Source organism: Allocoleopsis sp. (assembly GCF_036703385.1).
In the GTDB taxonomy this organism is placed as follows: Bacteria; Cyanobacteriota; Cyanobacteriia; order Cyanobacteriales; family Coleofasciculaceae; genus Allocoleopsis.
This window is the reverse complement of sequence record NZ_DATNPA010000608.1, coordinates 1-20,576: the sequence shown is the minus strand read 5'-3', so window position 1 is coordinate 20,576 and position 20,576 is coordinate 1. Positions and strand designations below refer to the sequence as shown.

Genomic DNA, 20,576 nt, shown 5'->3' with positions numbered 1-20,576 from the left:
AATGGCCCTAATCGTTACCAAGTTGTGTGGAGACCTAGCGATCCGGATGTGATTCGCGTCCAAGTTTTTGCGCCCAATGGCAAGGAAATTTTGAATCGTCTACTTTCTCAAAATGCTGACTAAATTTATCTGCATATTTTGGAAACTGTACCACACGGTAGGGACGTACAGCTTGGCGTCTCTAAAAAATTTGTCTGCCACTCAATCAAACCCACGATAGTCTAGTGTCAGTTAAAAGATTGTCTGGAAAATACCTAGGCTGAAGCCGCGAATCAAGCCTGAGTCACGATGCAGGAAAGAGCCACTTCAGCCAGTTGCATATCGCTATCTTTATGAGTCACGCCTTCCTTCTACTGTTAAAGCATTAACGGTTAGAGAGTACAGGGTATGACTTTTTGCCAACCGATTATCAATAACAGACGTGTCGAGTCCGGAGAGGAAAATGTTCTCTCCTGTATGAAAAAGCTTTTGTGCCATGCAATTCTAGCCACCCTCGGAGTTGGCAGCCTAGTGACTGGATTACAGCAATCTGTCTATGGAGCTGGCCTAACTGTACTATCTCAACCCGAAAGCGGTTTAAGTGTGCGATCGGGCGAATCTCTGATTGGACTGGAAAGTCGCAGCTATTTAAACGATTACTTAACTCTCTTTCCTGAAACGAAGCCTCTAACTGAAGAGGCACCTATTTCAGTGAGTCATCCTACGGAGTCTCCTGTTGTCCAAGTCCCTACAGTAATCTTGGATTTGATTAAGAGCGTAGAAGTGAATACGGGAGGGTCGTCCCTTAACTCCGATCAACTCCTAGAAGTGCGATATAGAATGGATTTGAGCTAACTGCCTCTATCTCGCTCCGAACGAGTCGCACCAGCTTGTATGATGTTTTGGTAGACTCGCCCTAGTTCAGGAGAAGAACCCAGGTGCTGACGCTTGGCGTTAACATAGACCACATTGCCACGATTCGGCAGGCACGGCGAACCGTGGAACCCGACCCGGTGGCGGCAGCAGTGCTGGCAGAACTTGCTGGTGCTGATGGCATTACTGTACATTTACGAGAAGATCGGCGTCATATTCAATACCGAGATGTCTATGTGTTGCGGCAGACGGTGCGGACTCACTTGAATTTGGAAATGGCACCCACGGATGCAATGGTGGCGATCGCACTCGACATTAAACCCAATTATGTCACTCTCGTCCCCGAAAAACGGGAAGAAGTGACCACAGAAGGAGGACTCGATGTCGTTGGTCAAATGCAGCGCATGACTGAGATTGTCGCCAACTTGCAAGGCGCTGGAATTCCCGTTAGCTTATTTATCGACGCTGACGTTGCCCAAATCAATGCGGCAGCTTCAACGAGAGCCAAATTTATTGAACTGCACACCGGTCGCTATGCCGATGCCAAGGATGAGGCGAGTCGGGACAAAGAACTGACAATGTTATTCAGGGGATGCGAACAAGCGATCGCCGCTGGCTTACGTGTCAATGCCGGACATGGCCTTACCTACTGGAATGTCTACCCCATTGCTTGCTTAAAAGGCATGGAAGAACTCAATATTGGTCATAGCATCATCTCTAGAGCTGTTCTCGTAGGTCTTGAACGGGCGGTTAAAGAGATGAAACAAGCCATGAGAGGAGAGTTATAAGTGATGAAGCTTAACTCATGGCAACTTATCCCTAAGCCCTAACTAATCATAAAACAACGTTTCCCATGAAAACTTACTATTACGTTTTGGCCAGTCAACGCTTTCTTTTAGAAGAAGAACCCCTTGAGGAAGTCCTCAAGGAGCGCACTAGGCACTACCATGAACAGGAAAAAGAGATTGACTTTTGGTTAGTCAAGCAACCGGCTTTCCTAGAGGCACCCCAGATGGCACAGGTTAAGCAAGCATGTCCTCAACCAGCCGTAGCCATTATTTCTACGAATCCTCAGTTCATTACCTGGTTAAAGCTGCGCTTAGAATTTGTCAAAACCGGAGAATTTCAGGCACCATCCGAGGGAATTGTTGACCCTTTAGCATCTCTGGCATCCGTAGCGTGATTAAAGTGGTAAGCTAGGTCGCAAATTATAGGCGTAATAGCTGAGTGAGGAGTGTGAGTTGAGAGTGAGAAATACAACCTTTCTCCGAGTAAGTTCGGGTCTGTTGGCGCTTGCGGGTCTATATGGTGTCGCTGACTTGGCACAAGCTCAACCATCGATGTCTCCTTGTCAACCGCCCCAGGGGAACGAGTATCTTTTGTTAGTCCGCACTCAAACAAAAGAAAGTCAGGAACAAATTCAACGGACTTTGCCAGCCAATACTAAGTTTACGGTTTGCCGATATTTAGAGGACACGGTAACGCGTGTTTCAGGCTTTAGGCGTGTTGAGGATGCCAATGATTGGGCTCGTTATGTGAAGGAAGTTGTTGGGTTATCAGCCTATGTGCTGCGACCAACAGCAACAGCGGTGTCTACTAATATTCCATCCTATAACCCTCAACCTTTAGGTGAGGGTTATGCCGTGCTGGTTGATTACTTCAACCAACCCGAAGTTGCCACGCAGCTAAAACAACTACTGGGTAGCGATGTTGGCTTGGTTTCTTATGGGAAACGCCCCTACTTGCTGGTGGTGTATACAACCAACGAGAGTAAGGCTAACTCAACGTTGCGGAGATTGAGCGATCGCGGATTTTGGAGCATGGTCGTTGATGGTCGCCGAGTGACGCTGCTCAGACCCATTGTCAGCTTTTGAGTTAAGTCAAACTTTTGATAATGATGTGCTTGGCCTCACCTTATCTTTAAGATTTTTTTTATAAACTGGAGAGTAGCAGATTTTTAACCAAAGGCCAATATGCTTACCGCTTCCAAAAATATCCTCCAAGAAGAATGGGTGCAATGCTGGCTGGATAAGCTCACTCCCAAACAAAAAGCTTTGGTCATTGATGTTTTGAAGGACGGCAACAAGCGTCGGGTCCCGACTCCAGCGGCGATGCAAGAGGCAAACGCGGCGGTGACTCCCGGTGACCCAAAATACGCCAATTTTCTATTCCCAGAGCAAGGCTAAACCTGGTTAATAAGCAGGAGCCGCTAAACATGAAATAGCAATTCCTAGGAGTAGTCCAACAATCACCTGAAAGGGGGTATGCCCCAGTAATTCCTTAAGGCGGTCTTCGTTAAAATCTTTGCCTTCACTGAATAATTCATCGATGATTTGGTTGAGAATACGGGCTTGCTTGCCAGCCGCTTGACGAACGCCAGCGGCGTCGTACATCACAATTACCGCAAAAATTGCTGCGATCGCAAATTCGGAAGAAGACCATCCGCTCTTTTGTCCCACACCCGAAGCTAGCGCGGCGACAAATGCCGAGTGGGCACTGGGCATCCCCCCTGTGGTTACCAGAGAGCGGAGATTGAATTTACGATTTTTTGTGAGTTCAACCAAGAGCTTACAAAGTTGTGCAACCAAACAAGCAATGATCGCAACCAGCAGCACCTGGTTGTTTAGGATGTCGCCAAAGTCCTGCATAGTGTTTTACTGGCAAATGGAGAATATCAAAATTACAAAGATTGGGAAAGAAGGATGAAGGATGAAGGATGAAACGAGAGAATAAGCAGAATTGGATTAACCCCGTAGCCCGGTGAAAAGCTAACCGTTGTTTCAGACTTCATCCTTGAGAGTTCATCCTTATGCTTAGTGAGTGCGCATTGTAATGAAGTCGGCGAGTGCCAAAAGGGGTTGAGCCTTCTCGCCAAACGCTTCCAATTCGGCCTTTGCCGCATCTATCAGTTGCTGAGCTTTAGTTTTGGATGCCTCAATTCCCCATAGACTTGGATACGTTGCCTTTTGCGCTAGGATATCTTTTCCCGCCGTCTTCCCCAGTTCCTCCTGAGTGGCGGTAATATCCAAGATGTCATCCACAATTTGAAAAGCTAAACCGATATTTTTGGCGTAGCCAGACAATCGCTCGATCTCCTCATCCGTTACCCCCGCTAAAATTCCGCCACAAACCACACAGGCTTCTAACAAAGCCCCGGTTTTGTGAGTGTGAATATACGTTAGAGTTTCCTCCTGAATATCTGAGCGCCCTTCCGATTCCAGGTCAACCACTTGACCTCCAACCAATCCTGCCGCCCCTACTGCCCGACCTAACCGAGCCACTACCTGCAATACCCGATGTGCTGGGACATTCTGGGTTTGAGTCGCAACGTACTCAAAGGCATAGGCGAGTAAACCGTCTCCCGCCAGAATAGCAATGTCTTCCCCATAAACCTTGTGATTCGTTAGTTTGCCTCGGCGGTAGTCGTCGTTATCCATTGCTGGTAGGTCATCATGAATCAACGACATAGTGTGAATCATTTCCAGGGCACAGGCAGTTGGCATTGCCATCTCCACTGTGCCACCGGTTAGCTCACAAGTGGCAAGGCAAAGAATTGGACGCAAGCGTTTACCCCCCGCTAACAGGGAATAGCGCATTGCCTCATAAACCTTTTCTGGATAGGTGAGGGGGAGAGAACGGTCTAGAGCCGCCTCTACTTGAGCTTGCCGTTCCTTTAAATACGTTGATAAGTCAAAAGTGAGGGATTCCCCTTTGGGGGCAGGTCGCCCTTCCGTCGCTACCATGCCTTAATTCCTTGATTTTTTGTCACTGTTTTAACAATTCTACGGGGCGTTGGCCTCGTTATGATTGCGTTCGTTTATAGCTCAGTACAGTATTGTGCAATAACATGGCAACAGTCATCGCACCAACACCCCCTGGAACAGGGGTGATGTATTGTGCAATGTCCCGAACCGTGTCAAAGTGAACATCGCCTATCAGACGGGATTGACCACTGGAGTCACAGACGCGATTAATCCCAACATCAATCACCACGGATTGAGGTTTGACCATGTCAGCCGTGATGAATTGGGGGCGTCCGATGGCTGCAATCAAAATGTCAGCGCTGCGGGTGAGTTCCTTGAGATTTTGCGATCGCGAATGGGCGATCATCACAGTGGCATCTGCTTCTAGAAGCATCAGCGCCATCGGCTTCCCTACCAAAATGCTGCGTCCGACCACAACAGCCTGTTTGCCTTTAATATCAATTTGGTACTCCCGTAACAAGCGCATTACTCCCGCAGGCGTGCAACTGCGCAATCCCGACTCTCCTCGTACCAAACGCCCTAGGTTAACTGGATGCAGTCCATCAGCATCTTTATCCGGATGAATTTGGTGAAGTAATGAAACAGCATCTAAATGGTTGGGTAAGGGGAGTTGGACGAGAATTCCATCGACGCGCTCATCTTGATTGAGCGCTTCAATCGTTTGCTCTAGTTCGGTTTGGGAGGTGTTCGTTGGGAAATGACGACCAAACGAGGCAATCCCTACCTTCGCGCAGGCACGCTCTTTCCCCCGCACGTAGGCGGCGCTAGCCGGGTTGTCACCAACCATCAACACGGCTAATCCTGGAGGGCGTCCGAAGGTTGAGAGCAGCTGAGCTACCTCATCAGCGAGCTGAGCCTGAATTCGTTGAGCAAGAGCTTTACCATCTAGTATGTTGGCGTAGGTTGAGTCCATCGCGATTGTCAGAGCATTTTCTGTACAACTTTACTATCTGCTTCTTTGAGCAGGTAGACCATAAACCATAACAGTTTCGCAGATTTCGCTCCTCTATAAACAAGGATTAAGTTTGTATATCGTGCGAAAGCAAAAGCCGAGAAACAATATTAATTAAACTATGACGCTGATGCTGGTAAAAATTAAGCCGATGCAATCTAGAAAAGCGACAGGTAACCCCTCCCCCTCTTCCATCTCTAGCAGGGCAGGGCAGATGTTCCGAAGGGTTCATCTTTTACCCTTGTACTGTTTAGTATTTGGGGTAGGGTTGATTGGCTGTAGTAACTCAGGCTTGCTGGGAATCAGTGGCTTCAATATGGGCGCAAATGCCATAAAAATTAGAGATATTTCGCAAAATCCCAATAATGACGCGATCGTGTACCTTCAGGGTCAAGTTACCAATCGCGCACCGCTTTTAGACTCTAGTGCTTACCAACTGAAGGATGCAACTGGCTCAATTTGGGTGTTCACCAACCAAAACGTTCCCAACCTTGGTGATGAAGTCTCAATCAAGGGTAAACTACAATTCCAAAGCATTCCTGTTGGCGGACAGGAGTTAGGCGAAGTCTACGTTCAGGAGGAGCAGTTGCTAAATCGGAAGCCAGGAAACCTTGAACAACCCGTAGTCCCAGAAGCAAGCCCATGAATAGTAAGCCGGTTGAAGTTGCGATCGCGATTCTCTACTCCTCAGATCGATTCCTCATGCAACTACGAGACAACATCCCTGGCATCATCTACCCTGGTCATTGGGGCTTCTTTGGGGGTCATATCGATCCCGGTGAGACACCACAAGAAGCGCTTCTGCGGGAACTGGGGGAAGAAATCAGCTATACCCCACCTTGGGTATCGGAGTTTGGTTGCTATTCAGATTCAAAAGTACTTCGTCATGTTTTCCACGCCCCCCTGACGGTGGAATTCGAGCAATTGGTACTAGGAGAAGGTTGGGACATGGGGTTATTGACCCCTGAACAGATTCGATCAGGCAGCTGCTACTCCCAGAAAGCAGATCAGGTGCGTCCGATTGGGCTGCCTCACCAACGAATTTTACTGGATTTTCTGGCTAGAGGCATTGACACCGTTCGTGATTAGTGATGAGTGGTCTATTGCTATACCTTGGCGATCGCTGTGTATTCTCCCTCACCTTCTTCAGAAATATGCCAAAAGGTAGTGGCTTTTACTGTTGACTGAAAGCCATAAAGGTAGGTAGAGCTGTCTCACCATAAAGGTATAGTGATTGTGGATTCTCCCTGGCAGGTTCCACTACCTCTGCAAGAGGATACAAGGCACCGAGTTGTTGTTTACTTTAACAATGGTGGATGGATTCCTATTACCTTCTATCCATTACTTGATGCTATTCGATTTCACCGTATGGCACTGAATTCAGGAATGGATATTGTTGTATTCCCTCCTGACCTAGACCCAAGAATGGCTACTATTGCCTTCACTGACGCCTATGCCTCACGAATGGAACTCAGGGGGCATACGGAGGAACCAACAGACAAGTATCCCCAGTACTCTATAAAAAGCCGGGATCAAATTAAAGTATGAAATAAAAACTTTTAAGCAATCTCCTACCAGGTGGGAAGGAGATTTAAACACGCACCAGCGGATTCCTCATACGAAATCCGACGTCATAACAATTATTTTAGTTAAACTGTTTACGAAGTAAACGATTTAAAACCTGCTTACCATTGGGAGCAATAACTTGCAAGCGAATCACACGAGGATCGCTCGGTTGCCACAAGACTTGGTAATCATTCATACCACTGCGCCAAGTATAGACACGACGATCGCTATCAACTGATTCTTCCGCACCCGCTAAGTAGAGAGCAGCTCCTGTCTGATGATTCTTCACGCTGTAATTGTACGAATTGTTGGCATACCATAGAGATACAGTCCAGAGTCCATCGGTAAATCCGCCTGTTGGAGCTGTTGGTGGTTGCGGCTCATCGGCAAGAGCTTGAGGAGTAATCGCAAGGTTTGTAATAGCAGGTACACAAAGACCTAAAATTGCAACAAGAGCAATAGCTTTGATGTTCATACTCGACCTTTTTTTATCTTCCTATTTGAGTGCGGATGAAGTAAGACGAAAAGAAGCAAAACTGTTGTCACGATTAAGACGTAGACTTTTATTATCTTAGCTACTACTTATAAATCGCGAACTGGGTTCGTTCTACGTCTGTACCCAGTATGGCTTCTCTTCGGAGAGAAAATAAGGTGTTCACAAACTCTTAACGTCGCTTTTAAGCCTGTACACTGGCTGGGAATGGCTGAACTTAGCGGCAATCGACTGGCGAGTAACGACAACAAGGGTGTGAGTGAAGTGGCGAGGAAGTCCCATCTTCGTCAAAGAAATTGGAGTGAACCGCGATCGCAATTCCTTGAGGCTTTAGCATCGGGTGGGTGCCAGGACACCAAGAAGCGATCGCGCCATCGGCCTTAGATACAAGGTTCTGGAGACCAATCTTGGGTACTCTGTTGGAATAGACAAAAGCGCCCTTGCTTTTTTTAAGCGGTCTATGCGACAATAAAGCCTTATAATCCCATAATACACTATTCCGACAGATTTACCGTAGATTATTTTCTGAGATAATTCATCCTAACTTTGACGGTAAGTGGGAATTGTGGGGTTTTCGACGGTTTGAATCGAATCGCTTAGCTTCACCCCTAAGCGACCCAAACAAAGATGATGGCTAAACGCCAAGACTCAGAAAAAGGAAAAAGGAAATAGGGTGATGTGACCAATGCTGAATTCTATCAATTCCTTGATTGCGTCTTTCCCCACCCTATTCCCCAAACAACACTAAGGATGATTGTGCCATGTTATTAAATGTCAGAAAACCACCCACCTATATAGATATAGCGGTTTCTTTATCCCAAAAACTTGCTCAATTTGCTGTGAAACGCGATACCGAAGCTGGAATTTTAGAGGATGAAATCAAGCCGCTACGTGAAAGTGGACTGCTCGATTTGATGGTACCGAAAGAATATGGTGGCGGTGGAGCAACGTGGGTAGAGGCGCTCAAAATTGTCTATGAACTGTCCAAAGCAGAAGGTTCCATCGGACAGTTGTATGGCAATCATCTGAACTTAACCGTCTTGAGTCATATTTCTGGAACCCCAGAGCAAAAGGAAACATATTATCGATACACTGCCCGGAATCAGTGGTTGTGGGCTAACGCGATTGACAGGTGGGATACAAAGCTGAAAATCACCCCAGAGGGCGATCGCTTCCGCCTCAACGGAGTCAAGCACTTTGATTCAGTTGTTGCGGCGGCGGATCTGCGGGTATTCTCAGCTTGGCAAGAGGGCGTTCAGGAGCCGTTCTTCTGCATCGTTCCTAAAGATCGTCTGGGGGTTATCTCTAATTGGGACAAGATTGGACAAAGTCGAACCGATAGTGGGAGTTTCATCTTCCATAACGTCCTCATAGACAAGGATGAGATTTTGCTTCCCACGAATCCCTCTGACAGTGCCTTTGCCAGCTTTATGGGAATCCTTGCCCAGCTCACGAAAACCCACGTGGGTTTGGGAATTGGGCAGGGTGCTTTAGAAGCCATGCAAGAGTACACAAAGACAATCAGCCAACTCAAGCCCACTTCAGGCTTAGATAGCGTAGCGCAAGACTCCTACAGCCTTGGTGATTACGAGGATTTATGGATTGAACTTAAAACGGCTCTTAGACTGGCAGATGAAGTGGCAGAACTAGTACAAGCGGCATGGGATAGGGAGTTAAGGCTAACTCATGAACAGAGGCAAGAAGTGGCGAATGCTGTCTTTTCTGCTGAGGTATTTACCACACGAGTGGGCTGGATGATCGCCAATCGTATGTTTGAGTTGAGAGGCAACTCCACCACTGCTACAAACAGTATCTTTGACCGTTACTGGCAGAATTTGCGTACTTTTGGGGGCGTGTCGATGCCCTGGCAGGGTGCACCGCAGACTTGGATGCGCACTCATTTTTCACTACAACAAGCTTCCTGCTAAAGTCCTCTTGGGTATGCGCGATTGTCTTTCGATCAACAAGAAATTCAGGAGACAGGAGTTGCAGGAGTTCAGAATAATTTCTGCAACTTTATTGTCTGTGCATCATCACATTGCTCACAAACCTCGCCCCAATATAAACTGAACTTAATCAAGTGTGGTTGCTTGACACTCCCACGCATAAATCATGTGGGTTTTACAGCAATTTTAAATGTTGTACCAAGCAAAAGCCGACCCATCAAGGGTCGGCTAGGGTCTTCTTGGGCAGTCTTCCTACCCAAACCAGCAAAAAATTATCTCCGCTTATTTGGAGCAAGAGTGATGGGAACGGCTCCAAGCCTGCGAAAGGGATAGAGCCGCTCTACGCCCAGAAGAAGCGCAACAATCAACAGTTGGATTGGCCAGGGGGCTAGAGCAAACCCGAAAATTAAACAGAAAATGGCACAGCCACTTGCTAGAATGCGAGAGATTTCGTGAGAAGCTTTGAGTGATATTAAAATGCTTCCGCAAGCGAGGATCAGAAGGAGGAGAAATAAAGGAAGCATATCGATCACCTTGGATAAATTGCCTAGAGACTTTCATCAGCCTGCATGACTGAAAAAGTTAATCTCATTTTAGGCTAACATTCATTCATAAGAAAAACTTGTAACTTAAATAAATAATGCTAATTTATTCAGAAATCTTTGCATAACTTTTTGTAGAATTTTGAACCGATTCTTGCATAAAATTTTTGAGCCAGTTTTTGAGGTAGTAAGTAGCACGACAGTCGTCTTCGTTGTACCGCACAATAGCATCGAGAGGCGTGCGATCGCCTGTCTCTAACCAGTGGTTGTACAAACAAACGCATTGGGAACCTGTAACACCTGAATCACGCCACTCGAAACCGATCCATCGAGCGAGGTGTTTAAGAGAATAACTCTCTACTGGCAGGGTTGCAGTGTTCATCACCTCCCAATGTATATCTACCAAACGAGAGAGGATATGTTTAACCAAGGGTTGCGGTGTTTGATAGAGTTTTGCTAAGCGTTTAACCGTCTCAACTTCGTACTCTGAAAAATGGAAGATTGGCGCTTCCGGATAGAACAGTACCAAATCTAAAAATTGTTGCCAGATTAAAGCTTCATCTTTAGGGTGTTCTGCGATCAGGGGATGAAATGTCTCGGTATGAGTGCGATGATCAATCACCAAGACGCCTAGTAAATAGTCAAGTTTCAGCTCTGGCTCTGCCTCAATATCAAAGTAAAGTTCCACAGATGCTGTGGTTAAGACATCGGGATGGGTGAAAAGCTCAAGTGTCTGGGTTTCTGCCCCGCTGCGTTGACGGAGAATCGCTCGATTCTGCACAATGGATTGCGCCTGCTGCACTAAATCAACAGCTACTTCGCTGCCAACGGCTGGTTCTAGTAGGTTAATGGGGGATTGAGCTAGAGATTCTACTGTGGTTAAACCCAGAGCTTGTAAATCCCGATAGCGGCTAGGGGTTACTCCTGGTAATAGGGAAATGTGCTGCTTCGCTTTAGCGATCGCGTGACAAGTGCTGTACCAATGACATAAACTACACTTCTGACGAGAAATAAATATATCCGGCTCCTGTCGCTGTAGGAGTGTGTCAATACATTCGGAGAGAACCTCCTGCATCAAAGGCTCCCATCGTGCTAAACTCACCGAGTAAGCATCTTGGCGACGCAAAATTAACTGGGCTGAGCTAGGCAAGACGCCCTGTACAGCCGCCAACAGATGAGCCGCAAACGCAGCGACGATTTGATACTCTGGCTTGGAACGCTTACCTAGCTTAATCAGGGTAGGAACATATATCCAATCCCCAAAATTAGACAGCCCCGGCTGTTTGACCAGCAAATCTGGACGGCTCAATAGGGTCACCCCTGGGGCTGTTTGCATCAGCAGAATGCCTTGAGAAATCTGATCTACCCCCTGCTGCATCAATTCCAAAGTCGCCTTTGCCCCGGCTGCCCAATCTCTTCTCGGGTAATTGGGGGACTGATGCGGTGCGACATCGAGAATCGCTTGCCGATACGCTAAGCTATCTTGTCGCAGTTTTAGCAAAAAGTCTTGTTCTGGGTCTTGCTGAATTCGGTCGCCGTAAACATCCAGAAACGCCCGACGTCGGCAGCGTTTGTAATATAGTAGTAAATCGTCTGTTATCAGCATGGCTTCAAGTCCTGAAGACTCTGCCTGAGCCCTGACTGATACCCATTAGTTTTTCTGACAATAATCTGTGGATGACAAAACTTTTCCATTATAAATCTCTTTCGAGACAATCGGTTAGGGCTGGGAAAGCCAGTGCGATAAACTACCAAGCCTTTAATGACAGGTTAACTGAATTTTTTAGAAAAATCGTTACCTGAGTCATGCGTTACCAACCTTTAAGATTGAAGAAATATTACTGTAGCTAGACAATTACGTCACAAAGGAGTAATACTCTTAGACAAGTAAGTGGGTAGCCTAATCTTCTTCAACCCGTGACCCCTGAAAAAAGTCTTAAGTTGGAGGAGAACGGAGGAACCAATTTTTGGGGCAAATCTTACTCACAGTAAGACAGACACCTTCCAGTCTGAGCCCGTCAGCTAACTCCGTAGGCACTGGAAGGAGTACCATTGACATCAGCTGAATGTAAGCCGTTGTCCTTGGGGTCTCCTAGCGGGTAGTACTGCCAACCCAGGCAGTGTCAGCTACCTGTTTCTTGACCCACCTCGCAAACCGCTACAAGTGATTAGAGGGACAGACGATGACTTACAAAAATTGGATTATTGTTGCCACACAAGAGTGGAACGGGCTCACCGTTGATTACGTTGACCCAGAAGGAAATCAATACAATGAACCCTTCTGTTTTTTAACCCTCGATCAGGCACTCAGCTACGGTCGAATCTGTATTGACCGACTCATCGACTCAAGGTCTAAATCCCTGACAGCCGTGCAGACGTAACGGGCTATAAACAACGTACTTCTCGAAATTGGGCTCTAGATGGGGAGCTGTTGAGCCAGGAACTTAACAAAAGAATTGTCTAGACACACGTCCGCAGTCATTGTCTCCTTTAACCTCTAGATTCACCCATTAAGTTTGGCTAAAGGTTAATTAGACTTTTCTTCAAGAACCAAGTCCGTTGTCTTTCCTCCGCTTGCGTCTTAGACGCTTGGCAAACGCAGAGGCTTTTGGGTTTTCAAAGCAATCACCTAAGCCAATACCTGCAAACTCTGATTCATACAGGGTGCATCTTGCTTGAGGCAAGGCTTTAACAAGATAGCCATTTCTTTGAGTCTGTCTTAGAAATAGGTTGAAGGTTGAAGGTTTGCAGTTTTTAATTGATGGCAGCGATCGCTAGACTACACAGTTACATGATGCAGGAAGGGTGAAAACTGTCAGGCTTGAGCAAAAGATTAAATAAACGGGACAAATCACGCCTCAAAACACTGGAGTAAACAGGAGGAGACCTAAGGATGCTTGAAAAAAAATATCTCTACAACAAAGGAATCAGCTACAGAAACTTCTTTGTTTGCCCAATCCAACTTCCAAACGGGTATACATACAGATGTTTTCGCCATCAAGATGACCCAGAATCCCAACTAGGGAGTGGACTCTTTGTAAGTATTTCAGAAGCCCTCGAAGCTGGAACGAAATACTTGGATCGTGAGTGGCAATACCGCAACGAAATAAGCCATTACGAGAAATTACTGGAGACTCAAGCGATTTCAACAGAGGAGTATCACAGTAGTAAGTGTTCTCTTGACCAAGTGATTTGGGGTCTCTCATAAGCGTTTATCTTCATCGAGGTGTGAGCTAGAGAAGCCGAGGCTTGGGAGAGTCTACACTTCATAACTCAGCCCCGACATTCGTCCACCAGTCTATCGAGTTGCAGCAACGAAAATGAGCTTCATGAATTGTCTGTTAGTAAGTTAATCAGATTGATGAATGAAGCCATTTGTATAACCTTCCCTAGCTGATATCAAAAATTATGGCAATCAAAACGAATAGTACTGTACGATTACCTTCTAAACTAATCCCGCCAACTGGGTTTCTAAATCCATCCAGTTTTCCTAAAATTAATACGACCAAATACAATCTTCGTCATTCTCTGTGGGAAATTGAAGGTATTCCTAATCTATTGAATCATAATCACAGCTTGAGAAGAAAATACACAAATCAAGGAAAACATTTCTAGCGTAGCTAATTAACACTGACGAATACCCTTATTCAAGAACTCAGGAGGAAAAAATATGCACATTAAAAATCGTAGCTTCTTTAATTACGTAGACTTTTTTACGTCTGACAATTTCAGGGTAATTGGAGAATATGCAGGTAAAAAACTTTTTTTGATTGGTAGAGCTAAAGGATACGGGGATCCCATTGTGGCAATCTGCCAAACTGATGAGCCAACTCAGGAAGAGTTATCCGCTTGCGATCTTTATGAGTTGATGAAGTTTAGCCACCATAGTGTGAAACTGACTGAAGCTATATAGCGTCGCTCAAAAGATAACACTCTCGTTGGTGTTTGGCTTGTTTTTTGTAGGATGAGCCAGAAATCCCACCTAAAGTAGCTTGCTCAGATGCATATCAGCTTCGCATTTCACTATTGGGAGTGAAGGTGGGGATGTAACAGGGTCAGTATCGGAGTCGCTTTTGGTAGGAATCGGGAAAGGGGTGAAGGGATTGAGCAATGATAGCGATCGCCTCTATCCAACTAAGGGAAGTTGGGTACTGTTCTTGTAGTGTGGTGTAATGGAAGCGTAGGGGTTTCCCAGTATAACGACCCACCAGTAGTTAATTCAAGACTCAGCGGGTACCGAAGCCGGGGAATCTTCTATAGCATTACGCTAATTGCTGACTGTTACGGCTCTCGCATCCTCAGACTCTATCTTTAAAAACCTTTCATGCAGACCAAAGCTTTTAATGAGCTTTTCCCACTGTTTAATACCGCTAACCCAGAGACATTAGAATGGCTCCTGTCGGTTGTTGTCGAACACGAATACCCGGCAGGGAGAGCGGTTCTTATGGAAGATGCTTGGGGCAACGCTGTTTACTTTGTTGTCTCTGGCTGGGTCAAAGTACGACGCCTTTCCGGGGACAACGTTGTCACTCTAGCCATTTTAGGCCGGGGTGATTTTTTTGGGGAAATGGCAATTCTCGATGAATCTCCCCGATCGACGGACGTGCTTGCTCTTTCTGACGTAAAATTACTCAGTGTCTCTGCCCAACGCTTCATTCAAACTCTTTTCAAAGATCCCCAGCTACACCACCGGATGCTGCAACTGATGGTGCGGCGACTACGCCAGAGCAATATTCGCCTACAACGACGCCATCAGCCACCTGCCGTCAAGTTAGTCGGCACGCTGGTGGGTTTAGCAGAAAACTATGGTCAACCCACTGAAAAGGGAACAGAAATCTACAACTTCTCCTATAAGGATTTGGCAGATATCTCCGACATCAGCGCCGACGATACAGCCAAAATTATGGACAAGCTTGATAGTAAAGGCTGGATTAAGACCGAGCCGGAAAATCACACACTCTGCCTGATCAATATCAAGCAGCTGGCTCATCTAGCAGGACGCGTCTAAAAGGGCAACGGGTACGAAAAGACTGTGACTGAATTGCCAAGAGGATCTTCCTGTAGGGATTGATCCCCGTTTTTACTCTCCGTGACTACCCCATCAAGGTTCAGGGGCAACAACCGGAGCTTTTGTGTAGATTTACATCTAACCTGAGAGAAGGTGGGAAATGGGGGAGTATGACACTCCCCAAGCAATCAATGGCTAACCATTGCTACCTTAAGAGCTAATTGCTGATTGCTAATTTTCGTAACAATGACAGAAGCAACAACCGTTCGACCCATTGGCTTACACAGAACTGCACCATCAATCCGATACCAGGTGGCAATGCCTCAGCCAGAATCACATCTGTTTGAGGTAACGCTCTTTGTCAAAGGCTGGCAGGAACCTGTGCTGGATTTGAAATTGCCTGTTTGGACTCCAGGTTCTTATTTAGTGCGGGAGTATGCTAAACATCTCCAAGACTTTTCTGCTGACACCGGTGACCAACGGAACCGTTTGCTTGCACGCAAAATCAGCAAAAATCATTGGCAAATTGAGACGGCGGATACTTCCGAAATAACCGTGCGTTATCGCGTATTCGCCAATGAACTCTCGGTGCGTACCAATCATTTGGATAATACTCACGGCTATTTTAATGGTGCGGCGCTATTCTTTTTTATACCAAGGTGGGAACAGCAACCGATTCGGGTAACGATTGTGCCACCCAAACCGGATTGGCGCGTCACGACCCCCTTGCGCTCGCTCCCTGGAGAACCCAACACATTTGAGGCGGCAGACTTCGACACCTTGGTCGATAGCCCCTTTGAAATTGGGACTCAGCAGCTATATAGCTTTGACGTGCTCTCTAAACCCCATCAACTCGCTATCTGGGGACAGGGTAACGCGAATCCAGAACGGATTATCGAGGACACAAAGAAAATTATTGAGGTGGAAGCTGAGTTGTTTGGGGGCTTACCCTACGATCGCTACCTATTTTTGCTGCATCTCTCCTCAAACGGCTTCGGCGGTTTGGAACACAAGAATTCCTGTTCGTTGAATTACTCTCGCTTCGGGTTTCGGGCGAAGGAGAAGTACAACCGCTTTATGCAACTGGTTGCCCACGAATTCTTTCACCTGTGGAATGTTAAGCGGATTCGTCCGAAAGCACTGGAGCAGTTTAACTATGAGCAAGAAAATTACACAACGTCTCTGTGGTTTTGCGAAGGGGCGACCAGTTACTACGACATGGTGATTCCCTACAGGGCGAAGATTTATGACGCTAAGAATTTATTAGACAACTTGAGTAAGGAAATTACTCAGTTACAAATGATACCGGGTCGTAAAGTACAGCCACTGAGCGAGTCAAGTTTTGATGCCTGGATTAAACTTTATCGACGAGATGCAAACAGCAACAATTCCCAGATTTCCTACTATCTGAAGGGGGAAATTGTTTCATTCTTGTTGGATTTACTCATCCGTGCACGACATGGGAATCAGCGATCACTCGATGATGTGATGCGCAAGATGTGGCAGCGTTTCGGCATCCAGGAAATTGGCTTCACGTCTCAACAGCTGCGGGAGGTGATCGAGTCGGTGGCACAGACCGATTTGAGTGATTTCTTTAATCGCTATATTGATGGCACCGATGAATTACCCTTTGACAAGTACCTCGAACCTTTCGGTTTGCGCCTATTGAGTGTTGAATCAGGGGAAAGTCTACCTCACTTAGGGCTGAACGTGAATGCAGAGAATGGTAAAACGCTCATCCAGTTTGTCGAAGCCGCTTCTCCAGCCGCCGTGGCGGGAGTCGATGCGGGAGATGAATTGCTCGCCATTAATGGCTGGCGGGTAACGGCTGAACAATTGAGCGATCGCCTCAAAGATTACAGCGTTGGTGATACCATCCAGTTGAGCGTTTTCCACCAAGAAGAACTTCGCACCTTACCCGTTACCTTAGGTGTACCACGACCCAGTCGTTACCAGATCGTGCCGCTAGAGAATTTAACCCAAGCTCAACAGCAGAACTTTTCTGGGTGGCTGGGAACGTCTGTGACAAAGTTGTAACACGGGCTATGAAGGGATAGGAAAAGAGCGATTTCTCCTTTTCCCTTCGCACCTTCGGTGATCTGAAGACAACCTCGCTGTGATCGGCTCTTAGGGCTTGTCTAAAAATAACTTCGTACTTTTGGCACAATTGTGCTAAGCCTTCAAGCTCACGATCAGGGTGAGTGCAAAAACCCAGTGAAGTACTCCCGTTTTACTTTTTTCGCGATCGCTTGTCCTATGCGTTCTAGCTCAGTCATATGTTCGATTGAATCCATTGACTGGACATGCTCGGGTCTAATATCATCCAATCCACCTAACCTATCCAATCCCTCACGAGTTAGTTCAACGTTGTAGCGCATGTAGGTGAAAAGCTTTGATTCCATAGGTCCCTTTATTTCCAACAGGTCACCTACCTCCCGGTCAAGGGCGTCACCTAATAAACACTTGCCGAAAATACGACACAGAAAGTCTTGTTCGTACTGGGTAGCAAGCATAAGTGCCAGCGGGATAGTCTCAGCATTGTAGACTAAGTGCATACTAGAGGCTTGAAGTTCTGGATTGATGTTAGGGGTTATGCCAGTACCAACCGACACCAAAAGCATCTTGTCTTCACCCGAAGGCCACATGAGTTTATAGGGTTCGAGGGTGGCCATCAAGAAGAGTTGGAAGGCTGGGTTATTGTAGGGAGTCACACCGCCATCGACGAAGATAAACTCCTTGCTACCTAACTGAATTACTTCAGGTGGAAAGAAGACTGGAGCGGCAGTACTGGCTCGGACGAGCTGCCACAGGGGAAGTTTCAAGTTGCAGCTTGGTCTGTTGGGGTCGTTGTACTTGGCATGAGGGTTATTGGAGAGTGGCCAAGGCGAGTCTGTAGTAGCGTTACGCATTACCAGCATCAGGAGGGTGTTTAGACATTCGCTACCGAAGGTAGTGTCCTCTCCAAATACATTCTTGAGTTCATCGGAGAGTTTTTCATCTTCGTACCTATAGCGGAGGCGTCTGACAATGAATGCTTTGGCAAACATCTTTTCGCCACTTTCCCGATAAAATTTTTGAATATCTGCTACAGACATGCCCAAGGAAAGGGCAGTTGCGATGATTGCACCCGTACTTGTACCTGCAATGTAATCGAAGTAATTGGCTAGGACAAAACTCTCGTCGCGACCCAAGGCTTCCCGCAAAGTAGCTTCAATTTTAGCCAACACCTCAAGCGTAATTAGCCCACGGATGCCACCACCATCAAGCGCCAGGAGTTTATACGGTTCAGTTTTTTTGTTGGCTTTGTCATAGAAAGACATGTCAAACTCCTTTCGGTTTTTAGATAACTTTCGAGAGCGTGGAAGGGCGAAGCATTTGGACAGAAAAATCCTAGTTTTTACCTCTAAGCTATCATCCAAATGCTTCGCCCCTACAGCATCCTGGGACTTATGGGTAAAGCATAGATTCATTTGACAGGACTTACGCAGCTACATCACATATAGCGGTAATGGTGCGTTACGCTAACACCCCCTACAGGTAGAGGCTGTGCGTAAGTCCTATTGATATCTTTCTAGACAAGGTGCGATCGCGGAAGAGCCGTGAGCTTCCAGTCATCGCTCTTTTGGTTTGATCTTTCAAATATAGATATAGCCGTTCTCAAATGGGTGAAGTACAGTCATCTATCTCCTGACTCCTGACTCCTGACTCCTGACTTCCCAGAGTAGGTGTATTCCATCCAACTGAAAACCGCGATAATCTCATCGTCTTAATCCCTGTCGAAGCCTTCGATCTATCAATTTGTGTGGGTGCCTCAAAATGATAAAGTTTTTCGATGCCTTCATCTCTTATGGACGAGCAGATAGTAAAGCATTTGCCGAAAAGCTTCACAAACGATTAACTGAACAAGGTTTCAAGGTTTGGTTTGACCAAAGGGATATTCCTTATAGCGTAGACTATCAACTGCAAATTGATGATGGCATTGAGAAGGCACATAATTTCATATTTATCATTGCGCCGCACTCGGTCAAATCACCCTATTGCCGAAAAGAAATCGACTTGGCTGTTAAGCGAAATAAACGCATCATCCCTTTACTCCATGTAAAAGCCGACGAGTTTCAGGAGCAAACACACCCCATTATCCGCAAACTTAACTGGCTCTGGTTCCAAGAGGGTATCAACGATTTTGAAAAATCTATTGCTGACTTGATTAAGGTATTCCAAAACCATGAGGATTATGTCAAACAGCATACCCAATTTTTAGCCAAGGCTTTGGAGTGGGAGAGGAATCAAAAACAAACGAGTTGCCTGTTAATTGCGGAAGAGAAACAGCAGGCAGAAGATTGGCTCAAAATACGCTTTAAAGACGAGCAACCGCCTTGCATCCCGACTGATTTACATTGCGAATACATCACCGAAAGTATCAAGAATGCCAACAACTTGATGACTCAGGTGTTTATCTCCTACGCCGATGAGGATAGGGCGACGATGGAGAAGATTTGCAACAGTCTGAGGCGGGAAAGTATTACGGTTTGGACGAATGAGACGGATATTCAAACGGGGGAAGCGTTTGAGGAGGCGATTAAGCGGGGGAGCGAACAGGCGGATAATGTGGTTTATTTGCTTTCGCCTGACTCGGTAAAGTCCTATTTTACTCGGCAAGAATTAGATTATGCTTTATCGCTGAATAAGCGGATTATTCCCGTTTTGGTGCGAGAAATATCATCCGAATCGATACCGAATGCGTTGCGGGATTTGCACTATGTTGACCTGACGGACAATGTGAAGGAAGAGGATTATCATCTGGATGAAAGCCAACTGCTGAGGATTTTGCAGCAGGATGAAGCTTACTATAACGAGCATAAGGTTTTGCTGACCAAAGCGCTGAAGTGGAAGCGGCAACACGAGAATCCGAGTATTCTGCTGCGAGGGTATAACCTGCGGAGTGCCCAGTCTTGGCTGAATGTGGCAAAAAAGAGAACGCTGCATCAACCGACACCGTTAATGGAAGAATTCATTGATGAAAGTTTGCGGCAACCGCCTGCTGAGTCGTTGGATGTGTTTATTTCCTATTCTCGTGCGGATGCGGATTTTGCCCGGAAGCTGAATGATGAACTGCAACTTCAGGGAAAAACGACTTGGTTCGACCAAGAAAGTATTGCATCGGGGGCGGATTTTGCCCAGGAGATTAAACAGGGAATTCAAGCTAGCGATAACTTTTTGTTTATTCTCTCACCGCGATCAGTGAATTCACCCTATTGCGCGGATGAGGTGGAGTATGCAGCACAGTTGAATAAACGATTTGTGACAGTGCTGCATCGGGAGGTAAATCCCAGCGACTTGCATCCAGAATTAGCGAAGGTGCAGTGGATTGATTTTAACCAGAATCCGGGAGATTTTCTTGCCAATTTTAGACAATTGGTGAGAACGCTGGATACGGACAGAGAACACTTACA

General features: G+C 46.4%; 23 protein-coding genes and 1 riboswitch. Of the genes, 16 read left to right on the top strand and 7 right to left on the bottom strand.

Annotated elements, in window-relative coordinates; all coding sequences use genetic code 11:
• Positions 1–387 precede the first annotated feature (387 nt).
• From V6C93_RS29170 to V6C93_RS29150, 5 genes are all read left to right on the top strand, one after another.
• Positions 388–834, top strand: a complete 447-nt coding sequence (locus V6C93_RS29170) for a hypothetical protein (protein WP_333480180.1) — start codon at positions 388–390, stop codon at positions 832–834.
• An 83-nt stretch (positions 835–917) separates the two neighbouring features.
• Positions 918–1,640: a pyridoxine 5'-phosphate synthase gene (locus tag V6C93_RS29165; protein ID WP_333480179.1), complete on the top strand. Its 723-nt coding sequence runs from the start codon at positions 918–920 to the stop codon at positions 1,638–1,640.
• A 65-nt stretch (positions 1,641–1,705) separates the two neighbouring features.
• The gene (locus tag V6C93_RS29160; RefSeq protein WP_333480178.1) at positions 1,706–2,035 is read left to right on the top strand and encodes an MgPME-cyclase complex family protein; all 330 of its coding nucleotides are present in this window, start codon (positions 1,706–1,708) and stop codon (positions 2,033–2,035) included.
• 64 nt (positions 2,036–2,099) lie between these two features.
• Positions 2,100–2,726, top strand: coding sequence for a hypothetical protein (locus tag V6C93_RS29155; protein WP_333480177.1), 627 nt, complete (start codon positions 2,100–2,102; stop codon positions 2,724–2,726).
• Between the two features lie 99 nt (positions 2,727–2,825).
• The gene (locus tag V6C93_RS29150; RefSeq protein ID WP_333480176.1) at positions 2,826–3,038 is read left to right on the top strand and encodes a hypothetical protein; all 213 of its coding nucleotides are present in this window, start codon (positions 2,826–2,828) and stop codon (positions 3,036–3,038) included.
• A 6-nt stretch (positions 3,039–3,044) separates the two neighbouring features.
• Here the strand turns inward: V6C93_RS29150 and V6C93_RS29145 are convergent, their stop codons facing one another.
• The 3 genes from V6C93_RS29145 to folD form a co-directional block, all read right to left on the bottom strand.
• On the bottom strand, positions 3,045–3,500 hold the full coding sequence (locus tag V6C93_RS29145; protein ID WP_333480175.1) for a divergent PAP2 family protein: 456 nt from the start codon (positions 3,498–3,500) through the stop codon (positions 3,045–3,047).
• Positions 3,501–3,665: 165 nt separating this feature from the next.
• The gene (gene crtE / locus V6C93_RS29140; protein WP_333480174.1) at positions 3,666–4,595 is read right to left on the bottom strand and encodes a geranylgeranyl diphosphate synthase CrtE; all 930 of its coding nucleotides are present in this window, start codon (positions 4,593–4,595) and stop codon (positions 3,666–3,668) included.
• Positions 4,596–4,653: 58 nt separating this feature from the next.
• On the bottom strand, positions 4,654–5,529 hold the full coding sequence (gene folD, locus V6C93_RS29135; RefSeq protein ID WP_333480173.1) for a bifunctional methylenetetrahydrofolate dehydrogenase/methenyltetrahydrofolate cyclohydrolase FolD: 876 nt from the start codon (positions 5,527–5,529) through the stop codon (positions 4,654–4,656).
• A gap of 169 nt (positions 5,530–5,698) precedes the next feature.
• Here folD and V6C93_RS29130 point away from each other — a divergent pair, with 169 nt between their 5' ends.
• The 3 genes from V6C93_RS29130 to V6C93_RS29120 all read left to right on the top strand — a co-directional run bounded on the left by V6C93_RS29130 (position 5,699) and on the right by V6C93_RS29120 (position 7,116).
• On the top strand, positions 5,699–6,214 hold the full coding sequence (locus V6C93_RS29130) for a hypothetical protein (protein ID WP_333480172.1): 516 nt from the start codon (positions 5,699–5,701) through the stop codon (positions 6,212–6,214).
• On the top strand, positions 6,211–6,657 hold the full coding sequence (locus tag V6C93_RS29125) for an NUDIX hydrolase (protein ID WP_333480171.1): 447 nt from the start codon (positions 6,211–6,213) through the stop codon (positions 6,655–6,657). Before V6C93_RS29130 ends, V6C93_RS29125 begins: the two co-directional genes overlap by 4 nt.
• Before the next feature lie 147 nt (positions 6,658–6,804).
• Positions 6,805–7,116 (top strand): hypothetical protein, encoded by a 312-nt coding sequence (locus V6C93_RS29120; RefSeq protein WP_333480170.1) that lies wholly within the window; start codon positions 6,805–6,807, stop codon positions 7,114–7,116.
• Positions 7,117–7,213: 97 nt separating this feature from the next.
• Here V6C93_RS29120 and V6C93_RS29115 read toward each other — a convergent pair whose 3' ends face one another.
• Positions 7,214–7,609: a hypothetical protein gene (locus tag V6C93_RS29115; protein WP_333480169.1), complete on the bottom strand. Its 396-nt coding sequence runs from the start codon at positions 7,607–7,609 to the stop codon at positions 7,214–7,216.
• Between the two features lie 225 nt (positions 7,610–7,834).
• Between V6C93_RS29115 and V6C93_RS29110 the strand changes: the two genes are divergently transcribed.
• Both V6C93_RS29110 and V6C93_RS29105 read left to right on the top strand, forming a co-directional pair.
• Positions 7,835–8,011 carry a hypothetical protein gene (locus tag V6C93_RS29110; protein WP_333480168.1) on the top strand — a complete coding sequence of 59 codons (177 nt, stop codon included), beginning with the start codon at positions 7,835–7,837 and terminating at the stop codon, positions 8,009–8,011.
• 377 nt (positions 8,012–8,388) lie between these two features.
• Positions 8,389–9,555 carry an acyl-CoA dehydrogenase family protein gene (locus V6C93_RS29105; protein WP_333480167.1) on the top strand — a complete coding sequence of 389 codons (1,167 nt, stop codon included), beginning with the start codon at positions 8,389–8,391 and terminating at the stop codon, positions 9,553–9,555.
• Positions 9,556–10,221: 666 nt separating this feature from the next.
• Here the strand turns inward: V6C93_RS29105 and V6C93_RS29100 are convergent.
• Positions 10,222–11,721: a TM0106 family RecB-like putative nuclease gene (locus tag V6C93_RS29100; RefSeq protein WP_333480166.1), complete on the bottom strand. Its 1,500-nt coding sequence runs from the start codon at positions 11,719–11,721 to the stop codon at positions 10,222–10,224.
• 316 nt (positions 11,722–12,037) lie between these two features.
• Positions 12,038–12,167: riboswitch (cyclic di-AMP (ydaO/yuaA leader) on the top strand.
• Positions 12,168–12,298: 131 nt separating this feature from the next.
• Here V6C93_RS29100 and V6C93_RS29095 point away from each other — a divergent pair.
• From V6C93_RS29095 to V6C93_RS29085, 3 genes are all read left to right on the top strand, one after another.
• Positions 12,299–12,496, top strand: coding sequence for a hypothetical protein (locus tag V6C93_RS29095; RefSeq protein WP_333480165.1), 198 nt, complete (start codon positions 12,299–12,301; stop codon positions 12,494–12,496).
• A gap of 512 nt (positions 12,497–13,008) precedes the next feature.
• Entirely contained in the window at positions 13,009–13,323 is a 315-nt protein-coding gene (locus V6C93_RS29090) for a hypothetical protein (protein WP_333480164.1), read from the top strand.
• Between the two features lie 462 nt (positions 13,324–13,785).
• Positions 13,786–14,028 (top strand): hypothetical protein, encoded by a 243-nt coding sequence (locus V6C93_RS29085; protein WP_333480163.1) that lies wholly within the window; start codon positions 13,786–13,788, stop codon positions 14,026–14,028.
• Positions 14,029–14,170: 142 nt separating this feature from the next.
• Here the strand turns inward: V6C93_RS29085 and V6C93_RS29080 are convergent, their stop codons facing one another.
• On the bottom strand, positions 14,171–14,323 hold the full coding sequence (locus V6C93_RS29080; RefSeq protein ID WP_333480162.1) for a hypothetical protein: 153 nt from the start codon (positions 14,321–14,323) through the stop codon (positions 14,171–14,173).
• 116 nt (positions 14,324–14,439) lie between these two features.
• Here V6C93_RS29080 and V6C93_RS29075 point away from each other — a divergent pair, with 116 nt between their 5' ends.
• Together V6C93_RS29075 and V6C93_RS29070 are read left to right on the top strand one after the other, a co-directional pair.
• Positions 14,440–15,123 carry a Crp/Fnr family transcriptional regulator gene (locus tag V6C93_RS29075; protein WP_333480161.1) on the top strand — a complete coding sequence of 228 codons (684 nt, stop codon included), beginning with the start codon at positions 14,440–14,442 and terminating at the stop codon, positions 15,121–15,123.
• Between the two features lie 246 nt (positions 15,124–15,369).
• Complete coding sequence (locus V6C93_RS29070; protein ID WP_333480160.1) at positions 15,370–17,160, top strand: M61 family metallopeptidase; 1,791 nt, start codon at positions 15,370–15,372, stop codon at positions 17,158–17,160.
• 155 nt (positions 17,161–17,315) lie between these two features.
• Here V6C93_RS29070 and V6C93_RS29065 read toward each other — a convergent pair whose 3' ends face one another.
• Positions 17,316–18,443, bottom strand: a complete 1,128-nt coding sequence (locus V6C93_RS29065; protein ID WP_333480159.1) for a patatin-like phospholipase family protein — start codon at positions 18,441–18,443, stop codon at positions 17,316–17,318.
• 496 nt (positions 18,444–18,939) lie between these two features.
• On the opposite strand from V6C93_RS29065, the gene V6C93_RS29060 reads away from it, so the two are divergent.
• Positions 18,940–20,576, top strand: a 1,637-nt coding sequence (locus V6C93_RS29060; RefSeq protein WP_333480158.1) for a toll/interleukin-1 receptor domain-containing protein, incomplete at its 3' end; no start/stop codon positions are given.